Raw genomic sequence first — 22,108 nt, 5'->3', positions numbered from 1 at the left:
GCACATTCCAACGAACGGAACAGGCGAACTATCAGCTTATTTCTTTTTAGCAGCTTTTCTTGCAGTAGCCCTGCGAGCAGCCGGCTTGCGAGCAACCGCCTTCTTGGCAGGCTTACGAGCTGGCGCCTTTCTCTTGGCTGCAGTTTTCTTTACAGCTGCCTTTTTAGTAGTAGCCTTGCGAGCTGCTGGCTTCTTCTTGGCAACAGCCTTCTTCGCAGTAGCCTTGCGAGTTGCTGGCTTCTTCTTGGCAACAGCCTTCTTCGCAGTAGCCTTGCGAGCTGCTGGCTTCTTCTTGGCAACAGCCTTCTTCGCAGTAGACTTACGCGCTGCCGGCTTCTTCTTGGCAACAGTCTTCTTCGCAGTAGACTTGCGAGCTGCTGGCTTCTTCTTGGCAACAGTCTTCTTCGCAGTAGACTTGCGAGCTGCTGGCTTCTTCTTGGCAACAGTCTTCTTCGCAGTAGACTTGCGAGCTGCTGGCTTCTTCTTGGCAACAGTCTTCTTGGCAGTAGACTTACGCGCTGTTGTCTTCTTCTTGGCTACAGTCTTCTTGGCAGTAGCTTTGCGAGCTGTTGCCTTCTTAGCTGCTGGCTTCTTCTTAGCTACAGTCTTCTTGGCAGTAGCTTTGCGAGCTGTTGTCTTCTTAGCTGCTGGCTTCTTCTTAGCTACAGTCTTCTTGGCAGTAGCTTTGCGAGCTGTTGCCTTCTTAGCTACTGGCTTCTTCTTAGCTACAGTCTTCTTGGCAGTAGCTTTGCGAGCTGTTGTCTTCTTAGCTGCTGGCTTCTTCTTGGCGACAGTCTTCTTGGCAGTAGCTTTGCGAGCTGTTGTCTTCTTAGCTGCTGGCTTCTTCTTGGCGACAGTCTTCTTGGCAGTAGACTTACGCGCTGTTGTCTTCTTCTTGGCAACAGTTTTTTTTGCTGCAGGTTTCTTTTTGGCGGCAGCGGCCTTCTTAGGCGCGGCTGACCTCGTGATTTCCATATCTAGCTTTTCCATGGCTTTCTCCTTAGCGCTTGCAAGCTTGGATCATTACCTAACATCCCTGTATCACTTCCAGAAACTGCTGTGTGCCACGGACATCCAGTCCACTACTTACAACAGTATCTCTGGCCTTTACCCGCCTGATACCCATCAGTACGGTTTAAACCTTCCGGCAATGTCAGCTAGACGCCATCCCAGCCAGCACGTTTTCTCGCCTTTTACTGCCTGGCACTCACCTTGCCGCAACACCAAAGAAGTCACCTGAATGACTTCCTGATTATTCAAACTCAATTGAGCATGAACAATCTCAATAAACCCACCACCGTATTGATTATTGCCGCCATCCTATTCTTCTTTCATTTATTAATATTGTTGTTATTGAACAGGTAACAACACATCAATTAAAACCAACATCCAACAAAACGCTTGATGCAATCTGAATTGCTTTTCATCAAGGAAAAAACATTGATTATAAGAGTAGTCTAATTTATACCAATATTTTTACATAGATATAGACCAACACTTAGAACATATGCAAAATTTTTTTCACTTATCTTTCATTTATCTATGCCATCTTATTTATCCTGCAACTCATAAAATCAAAACAACCTATATATAAAGGAAAAAGAAACCACGCGATTCAATACCAAAAGGAACATAATAAAAGCAACGCTCTTTATTTCTACCGATAAAGGCATAAAATTTTTGTTAGCTTAAGCGTCAATATTATGTTGAAATCACTACAATAATAACGCTCCACACTTGCCTTTGACATAAAATTGAACAATGATGTTCCGAACTTCCTTTCCCCGGAAGGGTTCTTCCAACCTGAAAAAGAGAATGCAATGAAGCTTAAAACGATTGCAGCCACGCTGATTCTAGCCAGCGCAACAAGTATGACCGCACTGGCTGAAGGGACGACTCCCCTTGGAACCGAAAAGGCAAAATTGAGTTATAGCCTGGGCGCTATGCTTGGCGAGCGTTTGAAAAACGACTTCGACAATCTCGATCTTCAGGCACTGTCACAGGGCATTGAAGATGCAGTTTCTGATAAAAAGCTGGCCCTTGATCGTAATGACATGATTGCAGTGATTCAGAAAGCGCAACAGGCGCAAGCTGAAAAAATGCAGAAAGAAATGCAGGAACAAGCCCAGAAGAATCAGGAAAAAGGCGATCAGTTCCTGAAAGAAAATGGTAAGAAATCCGGCATTGTTACAACCGATTCAGGTCTACAGTACAAAGTACTGAAAAAGGGCAGCGGACCAAAAGCGTCTGCAGATGCTGAAGTCACAGTTCACTACGAAGGTAAGACCCTTGATGGCAAAATCTTCGACAGTTCTTATGAACGTGGCGAACCCGCCATGTTTAAAACCACTCAAGTTATCCCCGGCTGGACAGAAGCTCTCCAGTTGATGCCTGAAGGTTCTACCTGGGAGCTTTATATTCCCGCAAGTCTGGCTTACGGTCCCGGCGGGATCCCCGGTCGCATTGGCCCCAACGAACTGCTGACCTTCAAGGTTGAATTGATCAAAGTTGGCGAGCAGGAAACCAAAGCCGTTAACTAAAAAAATGGCTGGTTGTGGCACATTGATTACCACAACCAGCCATCATTGAATTTACAGCCCGCACACTCTCTGATTACTGGGTAACAGCCTCCCCATGCGAGTTGTGGAGGATTTCAATTAGCTGATCTTCAAGCGCAAAACGTTCCTCCAAACACTCCCCCAGCTTGGAGAGCGCTACCTGCAATGACTGTATATCACTGAACTTGTCGATACCGTCATTGAAGTCGAGGCAGAATTCTGTGGTCTTCTGGATAGCGTCAAAGAGTGCAGTAGCGCTATGCAACGCGACATCATCATTAAACTCTGCCGCTTCCTGCTGAAGCTGCTCATAGATCTCGAAATGCCCGGCTGACACATAATCAACGAGCATCTGGCAGAGATGCCGCATTTTCTCAAAGAAGGGGCGTTCATCGACCCGCAACTGCTCAACACCGCTTAAGGAACAGTAAAGTACCAGTAACTCCTGCCTCCCGTTCAGCCAGTTGTCGATCAGCTCGGATACTCCTCCCCAGCGTTCTTTGGCTGACTTGCAACCTTCCAGCATTATCTTTCCCCTTTACTGTTAGCGTCGGTTTTACAGCCAGTAGTAATGGAAAGGCTACCCAGAAAACGTCTGGATAACTTGAAGTCATTAGGTTACGGCAGCACGCTATCCCCCCGCAAGAAGTTTATGGCTCAAAATGCACCTTTAGGGAGTAAATCACCATACCACCACCTAATAGCAATCTCGTTAAGAATAGAAAGAAATAAATAAATGAAAATTAATTTTCATTACTTATATAAAAAAATTGAGTAGCTTAATTTTCTTAACAATCAAGCTCAATCGAAACAAAAAATAAAAATAGCTAACGAGCAATAGGAGCGAGATTTTATTGATCCATATCAACTCTCAACAATCAGCATCACTTTAGAGTGGATAAACAAGAAATAGAAAAATCAACTGGAGGGAGATCAAAGCATGAACGAATTCGTCATGGTAAGCGGCTGGTTTTGCATAGGCTCAATCGGCGCCATACTCACAGCAGGTTTTCTGGGTGGTGTATTACTCTCATTGCTCGATAACCGTATCAGTAGAAGCGACGGCCACTGATTCTCTATCTCCCCCCATAAAAAAATGCCAGCGTTTAAGCTGGCATTTTTGTTCGCAAGACAAGCTTACACTCAGAGCAGGATATTCCTGATATCTGAGAGCAACTGTCCCAGTAACGAGGTGAAACGCGCGGCTTCAGCACCATTGATCGCTCTGTGATCATAGGACAGAGACAATGGCAACATCAGACGAGGTTCAAACTCAGCACCATTCCACTTCGGCTTAATCTCAGCCTTGGAGATACCCAGAATCGCCACTTCAGGCGCATTCACGATTGGCGTAAACGCGGTACCACCGACAGAACCCAGGCTGGAGATGGTGAAACAGCCACCCTGCATCTCATCTGGCTTGAGCTGCTTGTTTCTGGCCTTCTCAGCCAGAGCCACACACTCATCCGCCAGTTCCCACAGCCCTTTCTTATCGACATCCTTGATGACCGGTACCAGCAGACCATCCGGCGTATCCACTGCCATACCGATGTTGACGTATTTCTTGTAGATAATACGATCCACTTCCGGTGACAGGGAAGCACAGAACTGCGGCATTTCCTTCAGTGCATACGCACAGGCCTTCAGCATGAACGGCAGCGGTGTCAGCTTGCTGCCACGGGCCTGGGCTGCAGCTTTCTGGCTCTTACGGAAATCTTCCAGCTCAGTGATATCGGACTCATCAAACTGGGTCACATGTGGAACGTTCAGCCAGCTGCGCTGGAAGTTCTTTGCTGCAACCTGACGCAGGCGAGTCAGCTCTTTCTCTTCGACTTCACCCCACTTGCTGAAGTCTACTGCTGGCATCTGGGGAATACCCAAGCCACCGGAAACCTGGGCAGACTTGGGCTCGCTTAGCTTGGCCTTCACGTAATTCTGAACATCTTCTTTCAGAATCCGGCTGCGGGGACCAGAGCCACGAACCTGTGACAGGTCGACACCAAACTCACGGGCAATCTTGCGAACCGCAGGGCCTGCGTGAACGCTCTTATTAGCCTGTTCCAGCTCACGACTGGATTCGGCCGCCTTCTGAGGCTGAGCAGCAGGTGCTTCAGGCTGGCTGGCAGCAACCGGCTTGTCAGCCACAGGTGCCTGTGAGGGGGCTGCAGCTTGCGCGACAGGCGCTGCACCCGCGACTTCCACCATGATAATCAGGTCGCCCTGACTGAGGGTATCGCCTTCCTTTACTTTCACTTCCGTGACCACGCCACTGAAGGGCGATGGCACTTCCATGGTTGCCTTGTCGGATTCCAGCGTGACCAGCGGATCTTCTTCGCTGATTTCGTCGCCCGGCTTCACCGACACTTCGATCACCGGCACATTATCGGAACCGATATCCGGTACCCGCACTTCCTTGATAACACTTGCAGCGGGTGCTGCCGGTGCGGCTTCAGGCGCTGGCGCCGCTACAGGTTCCTCAGCAACCGGAGCAGGGGCTGCAGGTGTTTCTGCAGGCGCAGCGGCTGCACCGTCTTCAGCCGCCATTTTCAGCAGGTCATCGCCTTCAGAGACCTTGTCACCCACTTTCAGCAGGACTTCGACAATACGGCCATTACGCGGCGCAGGCACTTCCATGGTTGCCTTGTCAGACTCAAGCACAATCAGAGAATCTTCGGCCTCAACCTGATCGCCCGCCCCGACACACACTTCGATGACTTCTGCGCCATCGCTGCCAATGTCCGGTACCTTGATGATTTCGTCAGTCATTCGTTCACCTTAGGATCTGGAACCGGGTGGCGGTTTTGACTCCGCCGCCACCCCGGGTTACAGAGCGTTAGCAATACAGGGGATTGTTCTTTTCCGGATCGATGCCGAATTTCTTCATGGCATCCACCACCACGCTGGCTTCAATCTCGCCGTCCTTCATCAGGCCGGACAGCGCCGCGACCGTAATGTAGTAACGGTCAACTTCGAAGAAGCTGCGCAGGTTCTCACGGGTATCGGAGCGACCGAAACCGTCAGTACCCAGGGCGACAAACGTACCCGGTACAAAGTCACGGACCTGGTCGGCATACAGCTTCATGTAGTCAGTCGCGGCAATGACAGGTCCCTTGCGACCGGACAGCTGCTTCTCAACCCAGGAAACACGCTTTTCAGCGGTCGGGTTCAGCATGTTCCAACGCGCAGCATCCAGACCATCACGACGCAGCTCGTTGAAGCTGGTTGCACTCCAGATATCAGATTCCACCCCAAAGTCATTACGCAGAATCTCGACCGCTGCACGCACTTCTTCCAGAATGGAACCACAACCCATCAGCTGAACTTTGGGCTTATCGTTGCTGGCGCTTTCCTTGGAAGAGTCTTCGAAGCAGTACATACCCTTGATGATGCCTTCAATCACGTCATCGCCTTCAGGCATCGCCGGCTGGACGTAGTTTTCATTCAGGGTAGTCAGGTAATAGAAGACATTCTCCTGATCTTCAACCATACGGCGCAGACCGTCCTGAATGATGACCGCCAGTTCATAGCCATAGGTCGGGTCATAGCTCACGCAGTTCGGGATGGTGGACGCCAAAATATGGCTGTGACCGTCCTGATGCTGCAGACCTTCACCGTTCAGCGTGGTACGGCCGGAAGTCGCACCCACCAGGAAGCCACGGGCCTGCATGTCGCCGGACGCCCAGGCCAGGTCACCGGTACGCTGGAAACCGAACATGGAATAGAACACATAGAACGGAATCATCGGCACGTCGTTGTTGCTGTAAGAGGTCGCAGCAGCGATCCAGGCTGCGTGGGCGCCGGCTTCGTTGATACCCTCTTCCAGAATCTGACCAGACTTGGATTCCTTGTAGAACATGACCTGGTCAGAATCCTGCGGCTCGTACTTCTGGCCTTCAGCAGAGTAGATGCCCAGCTGACGGAACATGCCTTCCATACCGAAGGTACGGGCTTCGTCAGGCACAATCGGCACAACGTGCTTGCCGAGGGTCTTGTCCTTGGTCAGCACACCCAGAATACGGGTCAGCGCCATGGTTGTGGAAATCTGGCGCTCGCCGCTGCCCTTGGTGACCGCTTCAAAGGCCTTCAGTTCAGGCACAGGCAAAGCAACGCTGGTCTTCGGACGACGCTGCGGGATGAAACCGCCCAGCTTCTCACGACGCTTGCGCATGTATACCATTTCCGGGCTGTCCGGAGCGGGCTTGTAGTACGGCAGGTTTTCCAGCTCGTCATCACGGATCGGCAGATCGAAACGATCGCGGAAATGCTTGAGGTCTTCAATCGGCAGCTTCTTGACCGAGTGGCTGACGTTGGCGGATTCCGCGCTGGCGCCAGTGCCGTAACCTTTAACGGTCTTGGCCAGAATAACAGTCGGCTGACCGGTGTGGTTCACAGCTGCGTGATACGCCGCGTACACCTTGTAAGGATCGTGGCCACCACGGTTCAGGCGCCAGATGTCTTCATCAGACAGGTGCTCAACCAGCTTCAGGGCTTCCGGGTCACGACCGAAGAAGTTCTCACGGGTCCACCCGCCGCCCTTGGCCTTGCAGTTCTGGTAGTCACCATCCACGGCTTCATCCATGATCTGCTGCATGGCGCCATTCTTGTCGTTGGCAAACAGCGGATCCCAATGACGGCCCCAGACGACCTTGATAACGTTCCAGCCGGCACCACGGAAGACGCCTTCCAGTTCCTGAATGATCTTGCCGTTACCACGGACCGGGCCATCCAGACGCTGCAGGTTACAGTTAACCACGAACACCAGGTTATCCAGCTTTTCACGGCCAGCCAGGGAGATCGCACCCAGGGATTCCGGCTCGTCCATCTCACCGTCACCCAGGAATGCCCAGACCTTACGGTTCTGTTCCGGCATCATGTTGCGGTTGATCAGGTACTTCATGAAGTGCGCCTGGTAGATCGCCTGCAGCGGACCAAGCCCCATGGAAACCGTGGGGAACTGCCAGAACTCAGGCATCAGCCAGGGGTGCGGATAGGAAGAAAGACCCTTGCCGCTCACTTCGGAACGGAAGTTGTCCAGCTGCTCTTCCGTCAGACGGCCTTCCATGAAGGCACGGGAATAGATACCCGGAGACACGTGGCCCTGATAGTACACCAGGTCGCCTTCACGGTCATTTTCCGGACCGTGGAAAAAGTAGTTGTAACCGATGTCGTACAGCGTGGCGCTGGACGCAAAAGATGAGATGTGACCACCCAGGTCACCGCCGCGCTTGCTGGCGCGCATTACCATGGCCAGTGCATTCCAGCGAACCACGGAACGGATACGACGCTCCATGAACAGGTCGCCGGGCATCCGGGCTTCCCTGGCGGAAGGAATGGTGTTGCGGTAGGGGGTAGTGATCGCGTAGGGAAGCTGGGTTCCCTTGCGGCTGGCGTGCTGGGCCAGACGGGTCAGCAGGAAATGCGCCCGGTCTTCGCCTTCTTTTTCAAGCACGGATTCGAGAGCATCCAGCCACTCCTGGGTCTCCATCGGATCAATATCGCGCTGCATTGCTATGCTCCAAGCCCTGAGGGAGGAGGCGGAAAAATGCAACGGAATCCATCGCACCCGACCGCCTGATGTTCAAATTATAGTCTTGAGCCCGCTGACGACACGCTGCACCATGTCATGACAACTTCTGAAATCAGCAAGTAAAGCCTGCGGATCCAGACTCAAATAATTTTGTAGTTTTACTACATTTTTTGTAGGTTTGACAATCCTGATCGACCCCTTCATGTAGTAAAGCTACATTTAATTACAGACAAACCCACGATCGAACAACCGACTGAACAAGCCCTCACGCACAGGCACAAAATCCGATACTATCGTGACGTCGCCTACCGGTAGGACAGAGGGCTCCATGATTGCCGCCATACCTGAACATATCCGACAGTCACTTCAATGCCGTCGGCAGCAGTTTGCAGAGATTGATGCCGATAGCCGGCAATTTCTTGAGAATCTGGATCAAACCACCCGGGAGCAGCTGGATATCTGCTGGGGCGGCAGTGATTACGCCGCAGACCTCTGCCAGCGAAAGCCGGACATGTTCAAAACACTGGTCAACAATGGCCAATTAACACAAACACTGTCAAAAAATGCGATTCAGCAATCATTAGACGACAAGCTGTCTACCGTTACCACAGAAGAAGAACTGGCTGCCGCTCTGCGGCAATTTCGTCATTACCATCAATTCCGCATTATCTGGCGCGATCTGAACCGACTGGCGGATTTATCGGAAACCACAGCGGACCTATCCAACCTGGCGGACTGCTGCATCGACAGCGCCTGCCAGTGGCTCTATGACCGGCTTTGTGAATCGCTCGGGACACCCTATGGCAGGTCTACTCCCGAGTCTGAACCTGTACCCCAGAAAATGGTGATTTTAGGTATGGGTAAGCTGGGCGCGGGCGAACTCAACCTCTCGTCAGATATCGACCTGATCTTCTGTTATCCCAATAAAGGTGAAACCCGAGGTGCCGCACGCAGTCTGGATAATCAGGAATTCTTTGTCAGGCTGGGTCAAAAGCTGATTACGGCGCTGGATGCCAAAACCGTCGATGGTTTTGCCTTTCGCGTAGATATGCGGCTGCGTCCTTACGGTCAAAGCGGCGCCCTGGTACTGAGCTTTGCCGCCATGGAGCAGTACTACCAGGATCAGGGACGGGACTGGGAACGATACGCCATGATCAAGGCCAGGGTTGTCGCGGGTGATATCTGCCGGGGTGAAGAACTACTGAAAACCCTGAGGCCTTTTGTCTATCGTCGCTATATCGATTTTGGCGCCATTGACGCTCTGCGTGACATGAAGCGACTGATTCATCGTGAAGTCTCGCGCCTAAACAAGCAGAACAATATCAAGTTGGGGCCTGGCGGCATTCGGGAAATAGAGTTTATTGTCCAGAGTTTCCAGCTGATTCATGGCGGACGGGAGCGTCGACTACAGGAGCGCTCGCTATTAAACATTCTGTCGTCACTGGAAGCCCTGGGATATATGCCCCAAACAGCCTGTCACGAACTTCGAGAAGCCTACCATTTCCTCAGAAATACCGAGCATGCGCTACAGGCCGTGGCTGACCGGCAGACGCAGACTCTGCCTGCCTCCGAACAGGAATATGATCGTCTGGCCTGGATCATGGGCTTCAATGACCAGCAAGCATTCCAGGAAGCACTGGATCATTATCGTGAACGGGTGACTTACCATTTTGAGCAAGTGATTCGAGATCCGGACGCACCACAATCGGCTCACGAGGAATCCGGCGATGACTGGGAAGTCCTCTGGTCTGCCCGGCGCCAGCCTGAAGAAGAAGTTGAGCTGCTGCAGCGTCATGGTTTTACCGATCCGGAAACCGCCCACCGCCGTCTTATGGATCTCCGTGACAGCAAGGTACTCAAAACCGTTCGACGCCAAAGCGCAGATCGCATCCGACAATTTATGCCTGCTCTGCTGCAGACAGTTAGCAATGCGGAGGATCCCGATCAAGCGCTAAACCGGGTTCTGCCAATTATTGAAGCGGTACTGCGCCGTACGGCCTACCTGGTACTGCTGATTGAAAACCCGCATGCATTGGAACATCTGGTCAGGCTCTGTGCCGCCAGCCCCTGGATCAGCGGACAGGTCGCCCGCCATCCAGTATTGCTGGATGAATTCCTCAACCTTGGCAGCCTCTATACACCGCCGAACCAGGAAGCCCTACAGGATGAGCTTCGTCAGCAGCTATCCCATATTCCGGAAGAAGACCTGGAATCCCAGATGGAAGCGCTGCGCTATTTCAAAATGGCCCACGTGCTTCGCCTGGCGGCAGCCCAGGTCGCTGGCACCATGCCGTTGATGAAAGAAAGTGATTACCTGACATGGATTGCTGAAGCCATTCTGAAGGAAGTTCTGGGTATCGCCTGGAACCAGTTGACGGTTCGCTACGGCCACCCCATGGAAACACCCGACAAACCCTGCAACCCGGGCTTCATCATCCTGGGTTATGGCAAACTGGGCGGCATTGAGCTGGGGCCGGGATCTGACCTCGACCTTGTTTTCATCCATAACGGTGGCATCAACCTGAGCACCAACGGTGAACGGGAAATCGACAACAACCTGTTCTTCACCCGCCTCGGACAGCGAATTGTCCACATATTATCCACAGCCACGGCATCCGGCCAGCTGTATGACGTTGATATGCGCTTGCGCCCCTCAGGCAACTCAGGCCTGCTCGTTTCGTCATTACCCGCGTTTGAGAAATACCAGGAAAATGAAGCCTGGACCTGGGAGCATCAGGCGCTGGTCAGAGCCCGAGTCATTGCCGGCTGTCCCGAAATGGCTTCACGCTTTGAACAGATTCGCGCAATCACCCTCGGCGAACGTCGCGACCCGGAAGAATTACGCAAAGACGTTCTCGATATGCGCAAAAAAATGCGGGACAACCTGGGTACCAGGGAAACCGGAGCAGGCACCAAGCCTGACACATGGAATGGAAATCACCTGTTTCACCTGAAACAGGATGTCGGTGGCATCGTCGATATTGAGTTCATCACCCAATACGCGGTGCTTGCCTGGTCTCACGATCATCCGGCCCTGATGAAATGGAGTGACAACATCCGTATTCTGGAAGAACTTGAGCAGGCTGCCCTGCTTCCGGCAGAGGAATGTCAGCAACTTCGGGACATCTACCAGCGCTATCGCAAAACCCTTCACCTGCGCGCCCTGCAAAACCTGCGCAGCAGTATTTCAGCGGATCAGTTCCAACAGGAGCGCCGGATTGTCATCGCCATCTGGGATCAACTCCTGCAAACCGAAACCCTCGCTAAACCAACCGCAGGCTAAACGATAAAACCACTGTCGTTACGCCAAGGAATATGGTGGAATACGGAAAACCGCAAGGCACCGCCCGGACACGATCCGGGCGGTTTTTGCTGAGTAAACTATCATCAGACCTGGCTGCCGAACACGTACGTTCCTGACCGGAACCTCGACAGCGGCAACCGCTGCGGTAATAACGAACCCGACTCGATCACAATAAAGAATACTTCGATAGGAGCAGCACTGATGTCTTTTGCCGACCGCAATGGAGTTATCTGGTACGACGGCGAACTGGTTCCCTGGCGTGAAGCCAAAACCCACGTCCTGACCCATACCCTGCATTATGGTCTGGGTGTCTTTGAAGGGGTCCGCGCCTACGCCACAGACAATGGTCCCTGTATTTTCCGACTGCAGGAACACACCCGGCGTCTGTTTCGCAGCGCGCATATTCTGAAAATGCACATTCCCTACGGCTATGAAGAACTGCTGGAAGCCCAGAGAACCGTGGTGCGGGAAAACGGTCTTGATTCCGCCTACCTGCGCCCCATGTGTTTTTATGGTTCGGAAGGCATGGGACTGCGTGCTGACAACCTGAAAACCCACTGCATTGTCGCCGCGTGGGAATGGCCATCTTATATGGATCCCGAAGCCAAAGAAAAAGGCATCAAGATCCGCACCTCGTCCTACACGCGCCACCACGTGAATATCACCATGTGCAAGGCCAAGGCGAACGGCAATTACATCAATTCCATGCTGGCGCTCAAGGAAGCGCTGGACTGTGGCTGCGAAGAAGCGCTGCTGCTGGATAACGAAGGTTACGTGGCTGAAGGCAGCGGTGAAAATATCTTCATCGTTAAAGACGATGGCATTCTCTACACGCCGGAGCTGACGTCCTGCCTCGAAGGCATTACCCGTGACACTATCATCCAGTTCGCCCGGGAACTGGGCCTGGAAGTTCGTGAAAAGCGCATCACCCGGGATGAAGTCTATGTCGCCCAGGAAGCCTTCTTCACCGGTACTGCGGCGGAAGTCCTGCCCATCCGTGAACATGATGGACGAATGATTGGTACCGGCAGCCGCGGCCCGATCACTGAAAAACTGCAGAAAATGTATTTTGATCAGGTCACCGGCCAACGGGAAGAAAACGCAGAGTGGTTGACCCCCGTTCGCTGATACGCCTGCCTTCCGGGCAATTCCGACTATAAACCCTGAAAAAGTGGCGTATAATTGCGCCACTTTTTTTTTCTGCCCAAAATATCACGGCTGTACACACGTCCGACGATGATCAATGGCAGACTTGAGTCGGGGTGCAGACACCTGCCCGATCCTGACGGGCGGTAGCGTACCGGCGATTTTTTCGTCTGATGTCCTGCGCGGGATGACAGAGTCACCGCACTGACACACCGGCAACCGATATCCTGGAAACATAGCGGAGCCCCGTGAAGTACCTGATAGTTGGCCCATCATGGGTAGGCGATATGGTGATGGCACAGACCCTGTTCATCACCCTGAAACAACAATGCCCGTCTGCCGTCATTGATGTCCTGGCACCTGCCTGGAGTCGGCCACTGCTGGCGCGTATGCCGGAGGTTCGCCAGGGGCTGGATATGCCGCTGGGGCATGGTGCGCTGAACCTGTCGGTAAGGCGTCGCCTTGGCAAACAACTGGCAGCCGAAGGCTATGACCAGGCCATCATCTTGCCCAACTCCTTCAAGTCGGCGTTGATTCCCTTTTGGGCAGGTATTCCCAAACGTACGGGCTGGCGAGGCGAAATGCGCTATGGCCTGCTCAATGATCTTCGGATTCTCGACAAAACCGCGTTACCGCTGATGATCCAGCGTTTCATCGCATTGGGTTATCCCAAAGGCAGTGTGCTGCCGGAATCCTATCCCGCGCCTGCACTCGTCGCCGACAGCGATAACGCAAAGCAAGCACTGAAGACCTTTAACCTGTCCATGGATCGACCGGTTCTGGCATTGTGCCCGGGCGCCGAATTTGGCCCGGCCAAACGCTGGCCGGAACAGCACTTTGCAACCATCGCCAATGAAAGATTGGGGCAAGGCTGGCAGGTCTGGTTATTTGGTTCCCAAAAAGACGAAGCCGTTTGCGACAACATTGTTCAACAGGTATCCAGGGAACGACAGGCGAACATCCACAACCTGGCCGGAAAAACCCGGCTGGCTGATGCCATCGACCTGCTATCACTGACTGATGAAGTTGTCAGCAATGATTCCGGTCTCATGCATATTGCTGCAGCATTGAACCGGAATCTCGTGGTCGTCTATGGCTCAACATCTCCAGGGTTTACGCCTCCACTGAATCCGAACAGCGTGATTGTCCAGTCAACGCTGTCATGCAGCCCCTGCTTTCAGAGAACCTGCCCACAGCAACACACGGATTGCCTGAAACAGCTGCCACCTGCACAGGTACTTACAGCGCTTGAGCAACTGGCAGACCGTTCTACCGTGAGGGAGATGACAGCATGAAAGCACTGGTCATCAAAACCTCCTCGATGGGCGACGTTATCCACACCCTGCCAGCGTTGACGGATGCCTCGGAAGCCATTGAAGGTATCCGTTTCGATTGGGTGGTAGAAGAAGGCTTTTCCGAGATTCCGGCCTGGCACCCTGCCGTTGACCGCGTCATTCCGGTCGCCATTCGACGCTGGCGAAAACATCCGCTCAGCACCTGGCGCAATGGCGAATGGCGGAAATTCCGGGAAACTGTCGACCAAACAAACTACGACATCGTCATTGATGCACAAGGGTTGCTGAAAAGTGCCTGGCTCACCCGCTACACGCACGGCCCTGTGCATGGTCTGGATAAAAGCTCAGCGCGTGAACCCGTCGCCGCCCGTTTTTACGACACGCCCCATGCTGTCGCCAAAAACCAGCATGCGGTTGAGCGAGTAAGGCAATTATTCGCCCAGTCCCTGGGCTATGAAATGCCGCGACAAAAAGGGCACTTCCACCTGGATTCTGATTACTTTATTGATATCCAGGGGATTCGCCCGATCCAGCAATATATGGTTTTCCTGCACGGCACGACCTGGGAAACCAAACACTGGCCAGAAGCATACTGGTGCGACCTGGCCCGTCGGGTGACCCAGAGCGGGTACGCTGTCTGTCTTCCATGGGGCAATGAAAATGAACGACGGCGGGCGGAACGGATTGCAACGGCAGTGGACGGTGTTCGTGTACTGCCGCAGCTCAACCTCCGCGATATCGCCAGCGTCATCGCCGGCGCCAGCGCTGTTGTTGCTGTCGATACAGGTTTGGGGCATCTGACAGCAGCCCTGGAAGTGCCGGCGGTTTCCCTTTATGGCCCAACCCGCCCGGATCTGGTGGGCGCCTACGGTGAGAACCAGGTACACCTGACACTGGACCAATGCCCTCCCAGCCAGGTGCAAAACGTCGAGCCGCCCATATTCGCCCCCATGACGGCGGATATCGTCTGGCAGCAACTCAAACCCATTATCAGAACACCAGGCAAATCAGCCACTGGCAAACGACTCAAGGCGAAAACCTACGAGTCCACAGGAACCCGATGAGACTGGCTTTTATTCTTTACAAGTTTTTCCCGTTCGGCGGCCTGCAACGGGATTTCCTCCGCATTGCACTGACCTGCCAGGCACGGGGGCATGACATTGTTGTCTATACCATGCAGTGGGACGGTGACCGTCCGGACGGTTTTGAGATCCACACCTGGAAACCCCGCACGCTCAGCGCCCATGCCAGAAACGAAAAGTTTCACGATCATGTCGTCTCATGCCTGAGCCAGAAGCCGGCCGATGTCGTGATTGGTTTTAACAAGATGCCGGGGCTGGATGTCTATTACGCTGCCGACACCTGCTACGAAGACAAGGCCAGGCACCTGCGCAGCCGCTGGTATCGATACGGTGCGCGTTACAGACACTTTTCGTCGTATGAACGATCAGTCTTTGATCGCGACAGTCATACCGAATCGCTGCTGATTTCAGGGGCTCAAAAGCCTTTGTTTGAAAAATACTATGGTACCACACCGGAACGACTCCATCTGTTACCACCAGGAATATCACGCGATCGTCGGCGTCCTGAAAATGGACACGCTATTCGAGCAGAGTTCCGTCAGGCATTCGATATAAACGACGATGAACTTTTGCTTTTGATGATTGGTTCAGGTTTTAAAACCAAGGGGGTGGATCGCGCCCTGTTATCCATCAAGGCACTGCCTGATGCACTACGGCGAAAAACCCGCTTGTTTGTGATCGGACAAGACAATCCCAAACAGTTCCAGCTACAGGCCCACAAACTAGGAATTGCACGACATATTACGTTTTTTTCCGGACGAGATGATGTCCCCCGTTTTCTGCTCGGTGCCGACCTGCTGATTCATCCGGCATACAACGAAAATACCGGTACGGTACTGCTGGAAGCGTTAGTCGCCGGCCTACCCGTTTTCTGTACCGATGTCTGCGGCTACGCCCATTACATCACCGATGCCAAGGCAGGTGAGCTGATTCAGTCACCGTTTAACCAGCAGGCAATGAACAAACAATTAATCAAGATTCTTGAATCGACAGAACAGCATAAAGAATGGCAGGCAAATGCCCTGACGTTTGCAGATACCGCCGATATTTACAGCATGCCGGAACATGCCGCTGACCTGATTGAAACGATTGGCGTCCGCCTGACGGGAGCCGCTGCCTGATGCTCTGGTTACGTGACGACTTCAAACAGGCCTGGCAAGGTTGTGATCCCTTCGAGAAAGTGGAAACACTGCAGGGTAAGGTTTACCGGCAACTGGAAGCCCGCAAAACCCTGCAATTTGAGCAGAATGGCAACAGTTTCTTCGTCAAGATTCACCGGGGCGTTGGCTGGAAAGAAATTCTCGACAACCTGATTCGCTTACGCGCGCCCGTGCTGGGCGCAGGCAATGAGTGGCGAGCCATCCAAAAACTGGGATCGCTCGGTGTAAAAACCATGACCGCCGTCGCTTTTGGCGAAAAGGGCAATAACCCTGCACGTCAAAAGTCGTTCATCGTGACAGAAGATCTGACTGATACCATCAGCCTTGAGGATCTCTGTGCACAATGGTCTGCACACCCTCCATCATTTCGGCTAAAAAAAGCCTTGATTGAAAAAGTGGCAAACGTCAGTCGACTTCTACACAGCAACGGGGTCAATCACAGGGATTACTATATCTGTCATTTTCTGCTTCATATTCCTGACGGTATTACCGGCATTGATCCTGATAACCTGACCCTTTCACTGATTGATCTGCACCGCAGCCAGATCCGGGAAAAAACACCGAAACGTTGGATTATCAAAGATATCGCCGGCCTCTGGTTCTCAGCGTTCGATATTGGTTTGACCCAGCGTGATATTTATCGGTTTATCCGAATCTATACCGGTCTGCCACTACGCGAAGCATTTGCACAGTATCAGTGGCTCTGGCGTCCCCTGGAACGTAAAGCACAAAAACTGTATCGCCGTTATCATCGGAAGCTGAATAATGGTGATCAGCTGTGACAGAAACACAAAAACAACGTCGTATGCTAACCACCACTCGATGGAATATTGAGCCGGATTTCCGTGACACCAACATTGCGAAAGCTTTCTGTTCACTGGAAACCGTTTTCGCTATTGAACCAACAGGCTCACTGGCCGCCGCCGATTCCGAGAGCATGGTGTTTCGTCACGAAATCGATGGCAAACCGTTCTACGTCAAACGCTATCACTCCACAAAAGGCCTGCGCAGCTGGCTGGGCTGGAGCCGCATACGCATTGAATGGAAAAACCTCTTGCTGTTCCGACGCCTCGGGATACCGGCAGCACCGGTGGTTGCCTACGGCCAGGAACGTTGCCTCACTAAAACCACCCGTGGTGCGCTGATCACGGTTGGCCTGGAAAATACCCGGGATCTGGCGACGATGGTTCAGGAGAACTCACCGCTACTACGTGACCGAACCTGGGTACAAAACGTCAGTCGTCAGGTAGCAGGGGCGGCACGCAAATTACACGACTACAGTTTTGCTCATAACGATTTCAAATGGCGCAATATCCTCGTCACCCAGGACAGGGACAACCCCAGGATTTATCTGATTGACTGCCCGACCGGACAGCGCTGGTTTGGCTATTCGCTCAAATACCGGATATTGAAAGATATTGCCTGCCTGGACAAAGTGGCAAAGCAGCAGTTAAGCCGCACCCAACGCCTGCGTTTCTTCCTTGATTACCGCGGCCAGTCGACACTGCGCAGCAGGGACAAAAAAGACATCCGTAAAATACTGTCATTTTTCGAGGGACGTGAATGACTGACGTAGGGTCCCTGGCGACAATGCCCAACCTGACAGCAGAACAGCTTGTTACGCTAACCCGGCAACCCGAAACGCCATTCGCTCTCAAAACGGGCAACGGCGTGATTGCCTGCCATGAGGTACTGCGTTTTCTGCCCGGCAAACGGCTGGTTGTACGTGCAGAGCAGGAAGGCCAACCGGTTATCGTTAAATGTTTCTATGGCAACGGCGCTAATCGTTATTATCAGCGTGAATTAACAGGCATCAACGGCTTCATTCGTGCAGGAATAGATACGCCGACACTACTGGACAGCAGCAGCGAACAACAGACGCTGCAAACCATCGTGACGGAAGACCTTGGCAAGGTTGAGTCACTGGAACAGGTTTGGCAACAGACGACGCTTGACGAAAAACAGCGTAAATACTGGCTGCAAAAAACAGCAAGATTACTTGCACAACTGCACCGCGCCGGTGTTTGTCAGGAAGATATCCATCTCGATAACCTGCTGGCCAGCAATGAGCGTCTGTACATGATTGATGGCGGTGGCGCGACAGTCAGCACCACACCACTTTCCGACAAACAGGCTCGCCACAACCTGGCCCTGTTCATGGCGGTACTTTTTCCCCGTTACGACCGTTTTGTCGACGACGTTTTGTCCGCCTATGCCATCGATAACAAGGCAGCGAACCAGTGGGCAAAAACAGACTTTCTGGAAACCGTGCTGCAACTGCGTAAATGGCGCGAACGTTTTATCCAGAAATCCCTGCGCAACTGTACTCACTTCAGGGTAGAAAGCAGTAAACGTCATTTTGCCGCTTTTAGTCGCCAATACGACGATGCAGCACTGCAAGCCCTGATCGAAAACCCGGAAGCGTTCATTGCCGGCGGGAAGATTCTGAAACTGGGCAGAACCAATACCGTTGCCATCGTTACTCTCGATAATGAACGCAAGGTTCTGATCAAGAAATACCAGAGCACAAAAGGCTTTTTACACAAATACCTGCGCACATTGCGCTCTTCGAGAGCTCGCAAAGCCTGGCTGAATGGTCACCTGTTACAGTTCCTGGGTATCGACACCCCCGCCCCCATGGCCATGCTGGAACACCGGACGGGACCGGCCATCACCTGTAGCTATATCATCACAGCGTTTGTTCCCAGCACCCATGCCATGGCGTATTTCGATAGCTCGCAGGACGCTTTACCACAATGGCAGCAGGTGGCCACCGACATTGGCGATATTCTGATCACCCTGAAACGCAGCCGCGTCTATCATGGTGACCTTAAAGGCAACAATTTCCTGATCAGAAATAATAAGCCTCTGCTTATAGACCTTGACGCCATGACATCGTATAAATGGCGGTTTTGTTTTCAGCGCCTCTTTCGCAAGGACCTGGAGCGATTCAGCCGTAACTGGAAAGACAATCCACGTGCGGAAGCGCTGTTCCGGCCAGTCATTGAGGCATGGGAACAAGCTTGATGACCGGGTCTGCATCGTCAGGCCCTGAACAAGCCGTGTTCCCTCTCCTCAGGCCTTTAACGGCAGTGGACAGAAATATTGATGCCGAGATCACACTTCTGTGACACATCGTCGCCTACTCTGTCCGCCTTTGCCCGACGAGGCCTCAGGCGAGGGTCAATGAAACGAAACATGGACACAGGTCTGGCAAACGATCTGCCATCGTACTTTTTAACTCAATATCGTGATTAAAGGATTCAGGAACAGGCTATGGTAATTCTCGGTTTATCCGGTGCAATCAGCCACGATCCATCCGCTGCCGTCTATATCGACGGTAAGCTGGTCGCCGCCGTTGAAGAAGAACGTTTGATCCGGGACAAACACGCCAAAGGCAAAATGCCGCTGGAATCTACCAAGTTCGTACTGGAACAGGCTGGCCTGAAGCCGGAAGATGTTGATGTCGTGGCGGTACCGCTGGCCCCCATCAGCATTCTGAGCCCTGCCCGCTGGCACTACGCCAAGCGTTACTGGTATGCCCCTGACCGCGCACTGGATGCCATTTTTAACGGCAACCGTCGCTATCGTCGCTACGTCTCCAATATCCGCAAGATGCTGGAGTCCCTCGGGTTTGAATGGGGCAAGTTTGAGTTTGAGCCGGTAGAACATCACCTGGCCCACGCCTCCAGCTGTTACCACCTGAGCGGATTCAAGGAAAAGACCGCGATCATGGGTGTGGACGGTAAAGGTGAATATGCCACCACCTTCTTCGGTTATGGTGAGAATGGCGTTATCCACAAGATCAAGGAGTTCTACGATCCAGATTCACTGGGTGGACTCTATGGGGCGATTACCGAGTACCTCGGCTTCGACATGCTTGATGGCGAGTACAAGGTTATGGGTATGGCACCCTATGGTGATCCCAAGAAATACGACCTTTCTCGTCTGATTGATTTTGATGGCAAGGACTTCCAGGTTAACACTCACCTGGCTAACGTCGTTGGTATGCGTCGTTACAAGGAAAACGGCAAGGGCTTTTACTTCACACCAGAACTGATCAAGTGGCTGGGCCCACGTCGTAAAGGTGATGTTGCAGACGATCCTTACATCCACTACGCCGCTGCCATGCAGGAACTGTATGAAACCGTCGTATTGAAACTGATGGACTACTACCTGGGCGATATCATCAAGGAAACCGGCAAGATTGCGTTCTCCGGTGGTGGCGCTCTGAATGTTAAGCTGAACCAGAAGATTATCGCGCGTCCTGAAGTTAAGGAGCTGTTCGTTCAGCCGGCTTCCGGTGATGCGGGTACTGCTATTGGTGCAGCGTCGTTTGCCTCCGTCAAGCGTGGTGTGGAAGTGGAGAAGATGACGCACGTTTATCTTGGCCCCTCTTTCACTAACGAGCAGGTTATCGAAGCCTGTGAGGAACACCCGGACAAACCCAAGTTCCGCAAGATTGAGAATGTGCCCCAGAACATTGCCAAGGTACTGGCCGATGGCAACCCTGTAGCCTGGTTCCAGGGTCGCATGGAATTTGGACCGAGAGCCCTGGGACGTCGAAGCATTATCGGTTGCCCGAGCTTCAAAGGTATCGCAGACCGTATCAACGAACAGATCAAGTTCCGTGAGCGCTGGCGTCCCTTCTGCCCCAGTATGCTGGACCGGGTATCCAGGGAAATGTTCAAGGTTGACCATCCGGCGCCGTATATGACATTCACCTTTGAAGTGAACGAAGAGTGGAAAGAGCGCGTACCGGAAGTCGTGCACGAAGACGGCACGTCCCGTGGACAGGCGGTCAGCAAGGAGACCAACCCGCGTTATTACGAGCTGCTGGAAGAAATGGAAAAGCTGACAGGTAATGGCGTGGTGCTGAACACCTCCCTGAACCGTCGTGGTGAACCCATTGTCTGTACACCGACCGACGCGCTGAATATGTTCTTTGGATCAGACCTGCAATACCTGATCATGGAGGATATTCTGGTCGTCAAAGGCGACTTCCCTGAGCTTGCCTGAATGGCCATAAGTGTGTGTCAGCCAGCTGGCACACACTTTCCATTACTGTTTCCTCAATGAAAGTCACAGCTTGACTGTATTTGTGTCACTGTTGAAGACTCGTCCTACGTATCATCTTATGGAGTAGACAGATACATGATCCATAAATGCCTGTTCCCAGCCGCTGGTTATGGCACTCGTTTCCTCCCGGCGACCAAATCCATGCCCAAGGAGATGATGCCAGTTGTTAGCAAACCGCTGATTGAATATGGCGTTGACGAAGCCATGCAGGCCGGTTTGAACGAGATCTGTATCGTGACAGGACGAGGAAAACGCGCACTGGAAGATCATTTCGATATCAATTACGAACTGGAACACCAGATCGCAGGTACGGGTAAAGAGGCCTACCTCAACGGCATTCGTGACATCATGAATGCATGTAGCTTTTCGTATACCCGACAAACGGAAATGAAAGGACTGGGTCATGCCATCCTGACCGGGCGGACACTGGTTGGTGAACAACCGTTTGCCGTAGTGCTGGCCGACGACCTGTGCCTGAATCCGGAAGGTGATGGTGTTCTGGCGCAAATGGTTGCTTTGTATAAGCAATTCCGCTGTTCCATTGTGGCCGTTGAGGAAGTGCCACAGGATCAGGTTCACAAATACGGTGTGATTGCAGGTGAAATGATCCGCGATGATATCTACCGGGTGAATACGATGGTAGAAAAACCATCCCCCGATGAAGCGCCCAGCAATCTTGCCATTATTGGCCGCTACATTCTGACGCCGGATATTTTCGATATTCTGGAAGACACCGAACCCGGCAAAAACGGTGAGCTTCAAATCACGGATGCCTTGATGAAGCAGGCCCAGAATGGCTGTGTCATGGCTTATCGATTCAAGGGACAGCGTTTCGATTGCGGCAGTGTGGAAGGATTCATTGAAGCAACAAACTACTGCTACAACACTATCTACGCACAATAACGAGCTTTGCACATCAGGGCTCTCATTGTGTTTGGAGCCCTGACACTATCGCCT

The 22,108-nt window shown here is 52.5% G+C and carries 16 protein-coding genes; 12 read left to right on the top strand and 4 right to left on the bottom strand.

From position 1 onward, the window contains the following. Positions 1–36: 36 nt before the first annotated feature. Positions 37–990: a histone H1-like repetitive region-containing protein gene (locus AC27K1_RS06835; RefSeq protein WP_487149313.1), complete on the bottom strand. Its 954-nt coding sequence runs from the start codon at positions 988–990 to the stop codon at positions 37–39. A gap of 764 nt (positions 991–1,754) precedes the next feature. Here AC27K1_RS06835 and AC27K1_RS06830 point away from each other — a divergent pair. Next, positions 1,755–2,540, top strand: coding sequence for an FKBP-type peptidyl-prolyl cis-trans isomerase N-terminal domain-containing protein (locus tag AC27K1_RS06830; protein WP_487149311.1), 786 nt, complete (start codon positions 1,755–1,757; stop codon positions 2,538–2,540). A 73-nt stretch (positions 2,541–2,613) separates the two neighbouring features. Here the strand turns inward: AC27K1_RS06830 and rsd are convergent, their stop codons facing one another. Next, the gene (gene rsd, locus AC27K1_RS06825; RefSeq protein ID WP_487149309.1) at positions 2,614–3,084 is read right to left on the bottom strand and encodes a sigma D regulator; all 471 of its coding nucleotides are present in this window, start codon (positions 3,082–3,084) and stop codon (positions 2,614–2,616) included. Between the two features lie 414 nt (positions 3,085–3,498). On the opposite strand from rsd, the gene AC27K1_RS06820 reads away from it, so the two are divergent. Next, entirely contained in the window at positions 3,499–3,630 is a 132-nt protein-coding gene (locus AC27K1_RS06820; protein WP_487149308.1) for a hypothetical protein, read from the top strand. A gap of 71 nt (positions 3,631–3,701) precedes the next feature. Here the strand turns inward: AC27K1_RS06820 and aceF are convergent, their stop codons facing one another. Further along, positions 3,702–5,324 carry a dihydrolipoyllysine-residue acetyltransferase gene (aceF, locus tag AC27K1_RS06815; protein WP_487149306.1) on the bottom strand — a complete coding sequence of 541 codons (1,623 nt, stop codon included), beginning with the start codon at positions 5,322–5,324 and terminating at the stop codon, positions 3,702–3,704. A gap of 67 nt (positions 5,325–5,391) precedes the next feature. After that, entirely contained in the window at positions 5,392–8,064 is a 2,673-nt protein-coding gene (gene aceE, locus AC27K1_RS06810; RefSeq protein WP_487149305.1) for a pyruvate dehydrogenase (acetyl-transferring), homodimeric type, read from the bottom strand. Between the two features lie 349 nt (positions 8,065–8,413). Here aceE and glnE point away from each other — a divergent pair, with 349 nt between their 5' ends. From glnE to galU, 10 genes are all read left to right on the top strand, one after another. Next, positions 8,414–11,368: a bifunctional [glutamate--ammonia ligase]-adenylyl-L-tyrosine phosphorylase/[glutamate--ammonia-ligase] adenylyltransferase gene (glnE, locus tag AC27K1_RS06805; RefSeq protein ID WP_487149304.1), complete on the top strand. Its 2,955-nt coding sequence runs from the start codon at positions 8,414–8,416 to the stop codon at positions 11,366–11,368. A 222-nt stretch (positions 11,369–11,590) separates the two neighbouring features. Next, a complete protein-coding gene (locus AC27K1_RS06800; RefSeq protein WP_487149303.1) occupies positions 11,591–12,517 on the top strand; it encodes a branched-chain amino acid transaminase in 927 nt (308 codons plus the stop codon). 266 nt (positions 12,518–12,783) lie between these two features. After that, positions 12,784–13,830, top strand: a complete 1,047-nt coding sequence (gene waaF / locus AC27K1_RS06795; protein ID WP_487149301.1) for a lipopolysaccharide heptosyltransferase II — start codon at positions 12,784–12,786, stop codon at positions 13,828–13,830. Beyond that, complete coding sequence (rfaC, locus tag AC27K1_RS06790; RefSeq protein ID WP_487149299.1) at positions 13,827–14,894, top strand: lipopolysaccharide heptosyltransferase RfaC; 1,068 nt, start codon at positions 13,827–13,829, stop codon at positions 14,892–14,894. The genes waaF and rfaC overlap by 4 nt, the downstream gene beginning before the upstream one ends. After that, positions 14,891–16,033, top strand: a complete 1,143-nt coding sequence (locus tag AC27K1_RS06785; RefSeq protein WP_487149298.1) for a glycosyltransferase family 4 protein — start codon at positions 14,891–14,893, stop codon at positions 16,031–16,033. Before rfaC ends, AC27K1_RS06785 begins: the two co-directional genes overlap by 4 nt. After that, positions 16,033–16,854, top strand: a complete 822-nt coding sequence (gene rfaP / locus AC27K1_RS06780) for a lipopolysaccharide core heptose(I) kinase RfaP (protein WP_487149296.1) — start codon at positions 16,033–16,035, stop codon at positions 16,852–16,854. The genes AC27K1_RS06785 and rfaP overlap by 1 nt, the downstream gene beginning before the upstream one ends. Beyond that, positions 16,851–17,639, top strand: coding sequence for a lipopolysaccharide kinase InaA family protein (locus AC27K1_RS06775; protein WP_487149294.1), 789 nt, complete (start codon positions 16,851–16,853; stop codon positions 17,637–17,639). Before rfaP ends, AC27K1_RS06775 begins: the two co-directional genes overlap by 4 nt. After that, on the top strand, positions 17,636–19,099 hold the full coding sequence (locus AC27K1_RS06770) for a lipopolysaccharide kinase InaA family protein (protein WP_487149293.1): 1,464 nt from the start codon (positions 17,636–17,638) through the stop codon (positions 19,097–19,099). Before AC27K1_RS06775 ends, AC27K1_RS06770 begins: the two co-directional genes overlap by 4 nt. Positions 19,100–19,348: 249 nt before the next feature. After that, positions 19,349–21,091 carry a carbamoyltransferase family protein gene (locus AC27K1_RS06765; protein ID WP_487149291.1) on the top strand — a complete coding sequence of 581 codons (1,743 nt, stop codon included), beginning with the start codon at positions 19,349–19,351 and terminating at the stop codon, positions 21,089–21,091. A 135-nt stretch (positions 21,092–21,226) separates the two neighbouring features. Then, on the top strand, positions 21,227–22,054 hold the full coding sequence (gene galU / locus AC27K1_RS06760; RefSeq protein ID WP_487149289.1) for a UTP--glucose-1-phosphate uridylyltransferase GalU: 828 nt from the start codon (positions 21,227–21,229) through the stop codon (positions 22,052–22,054). The last annotated feature ends 54 nt before the right edge of the window (positions 22,055–22,108 follow it).

The organism is Kistimonas ophiarachnellae (genome assembly GCF_057552235.1).
Note: the sequence above shows the minus strand (reverse complement) of the source record. Positions and strands in the feature narration are given on the sequence as shown.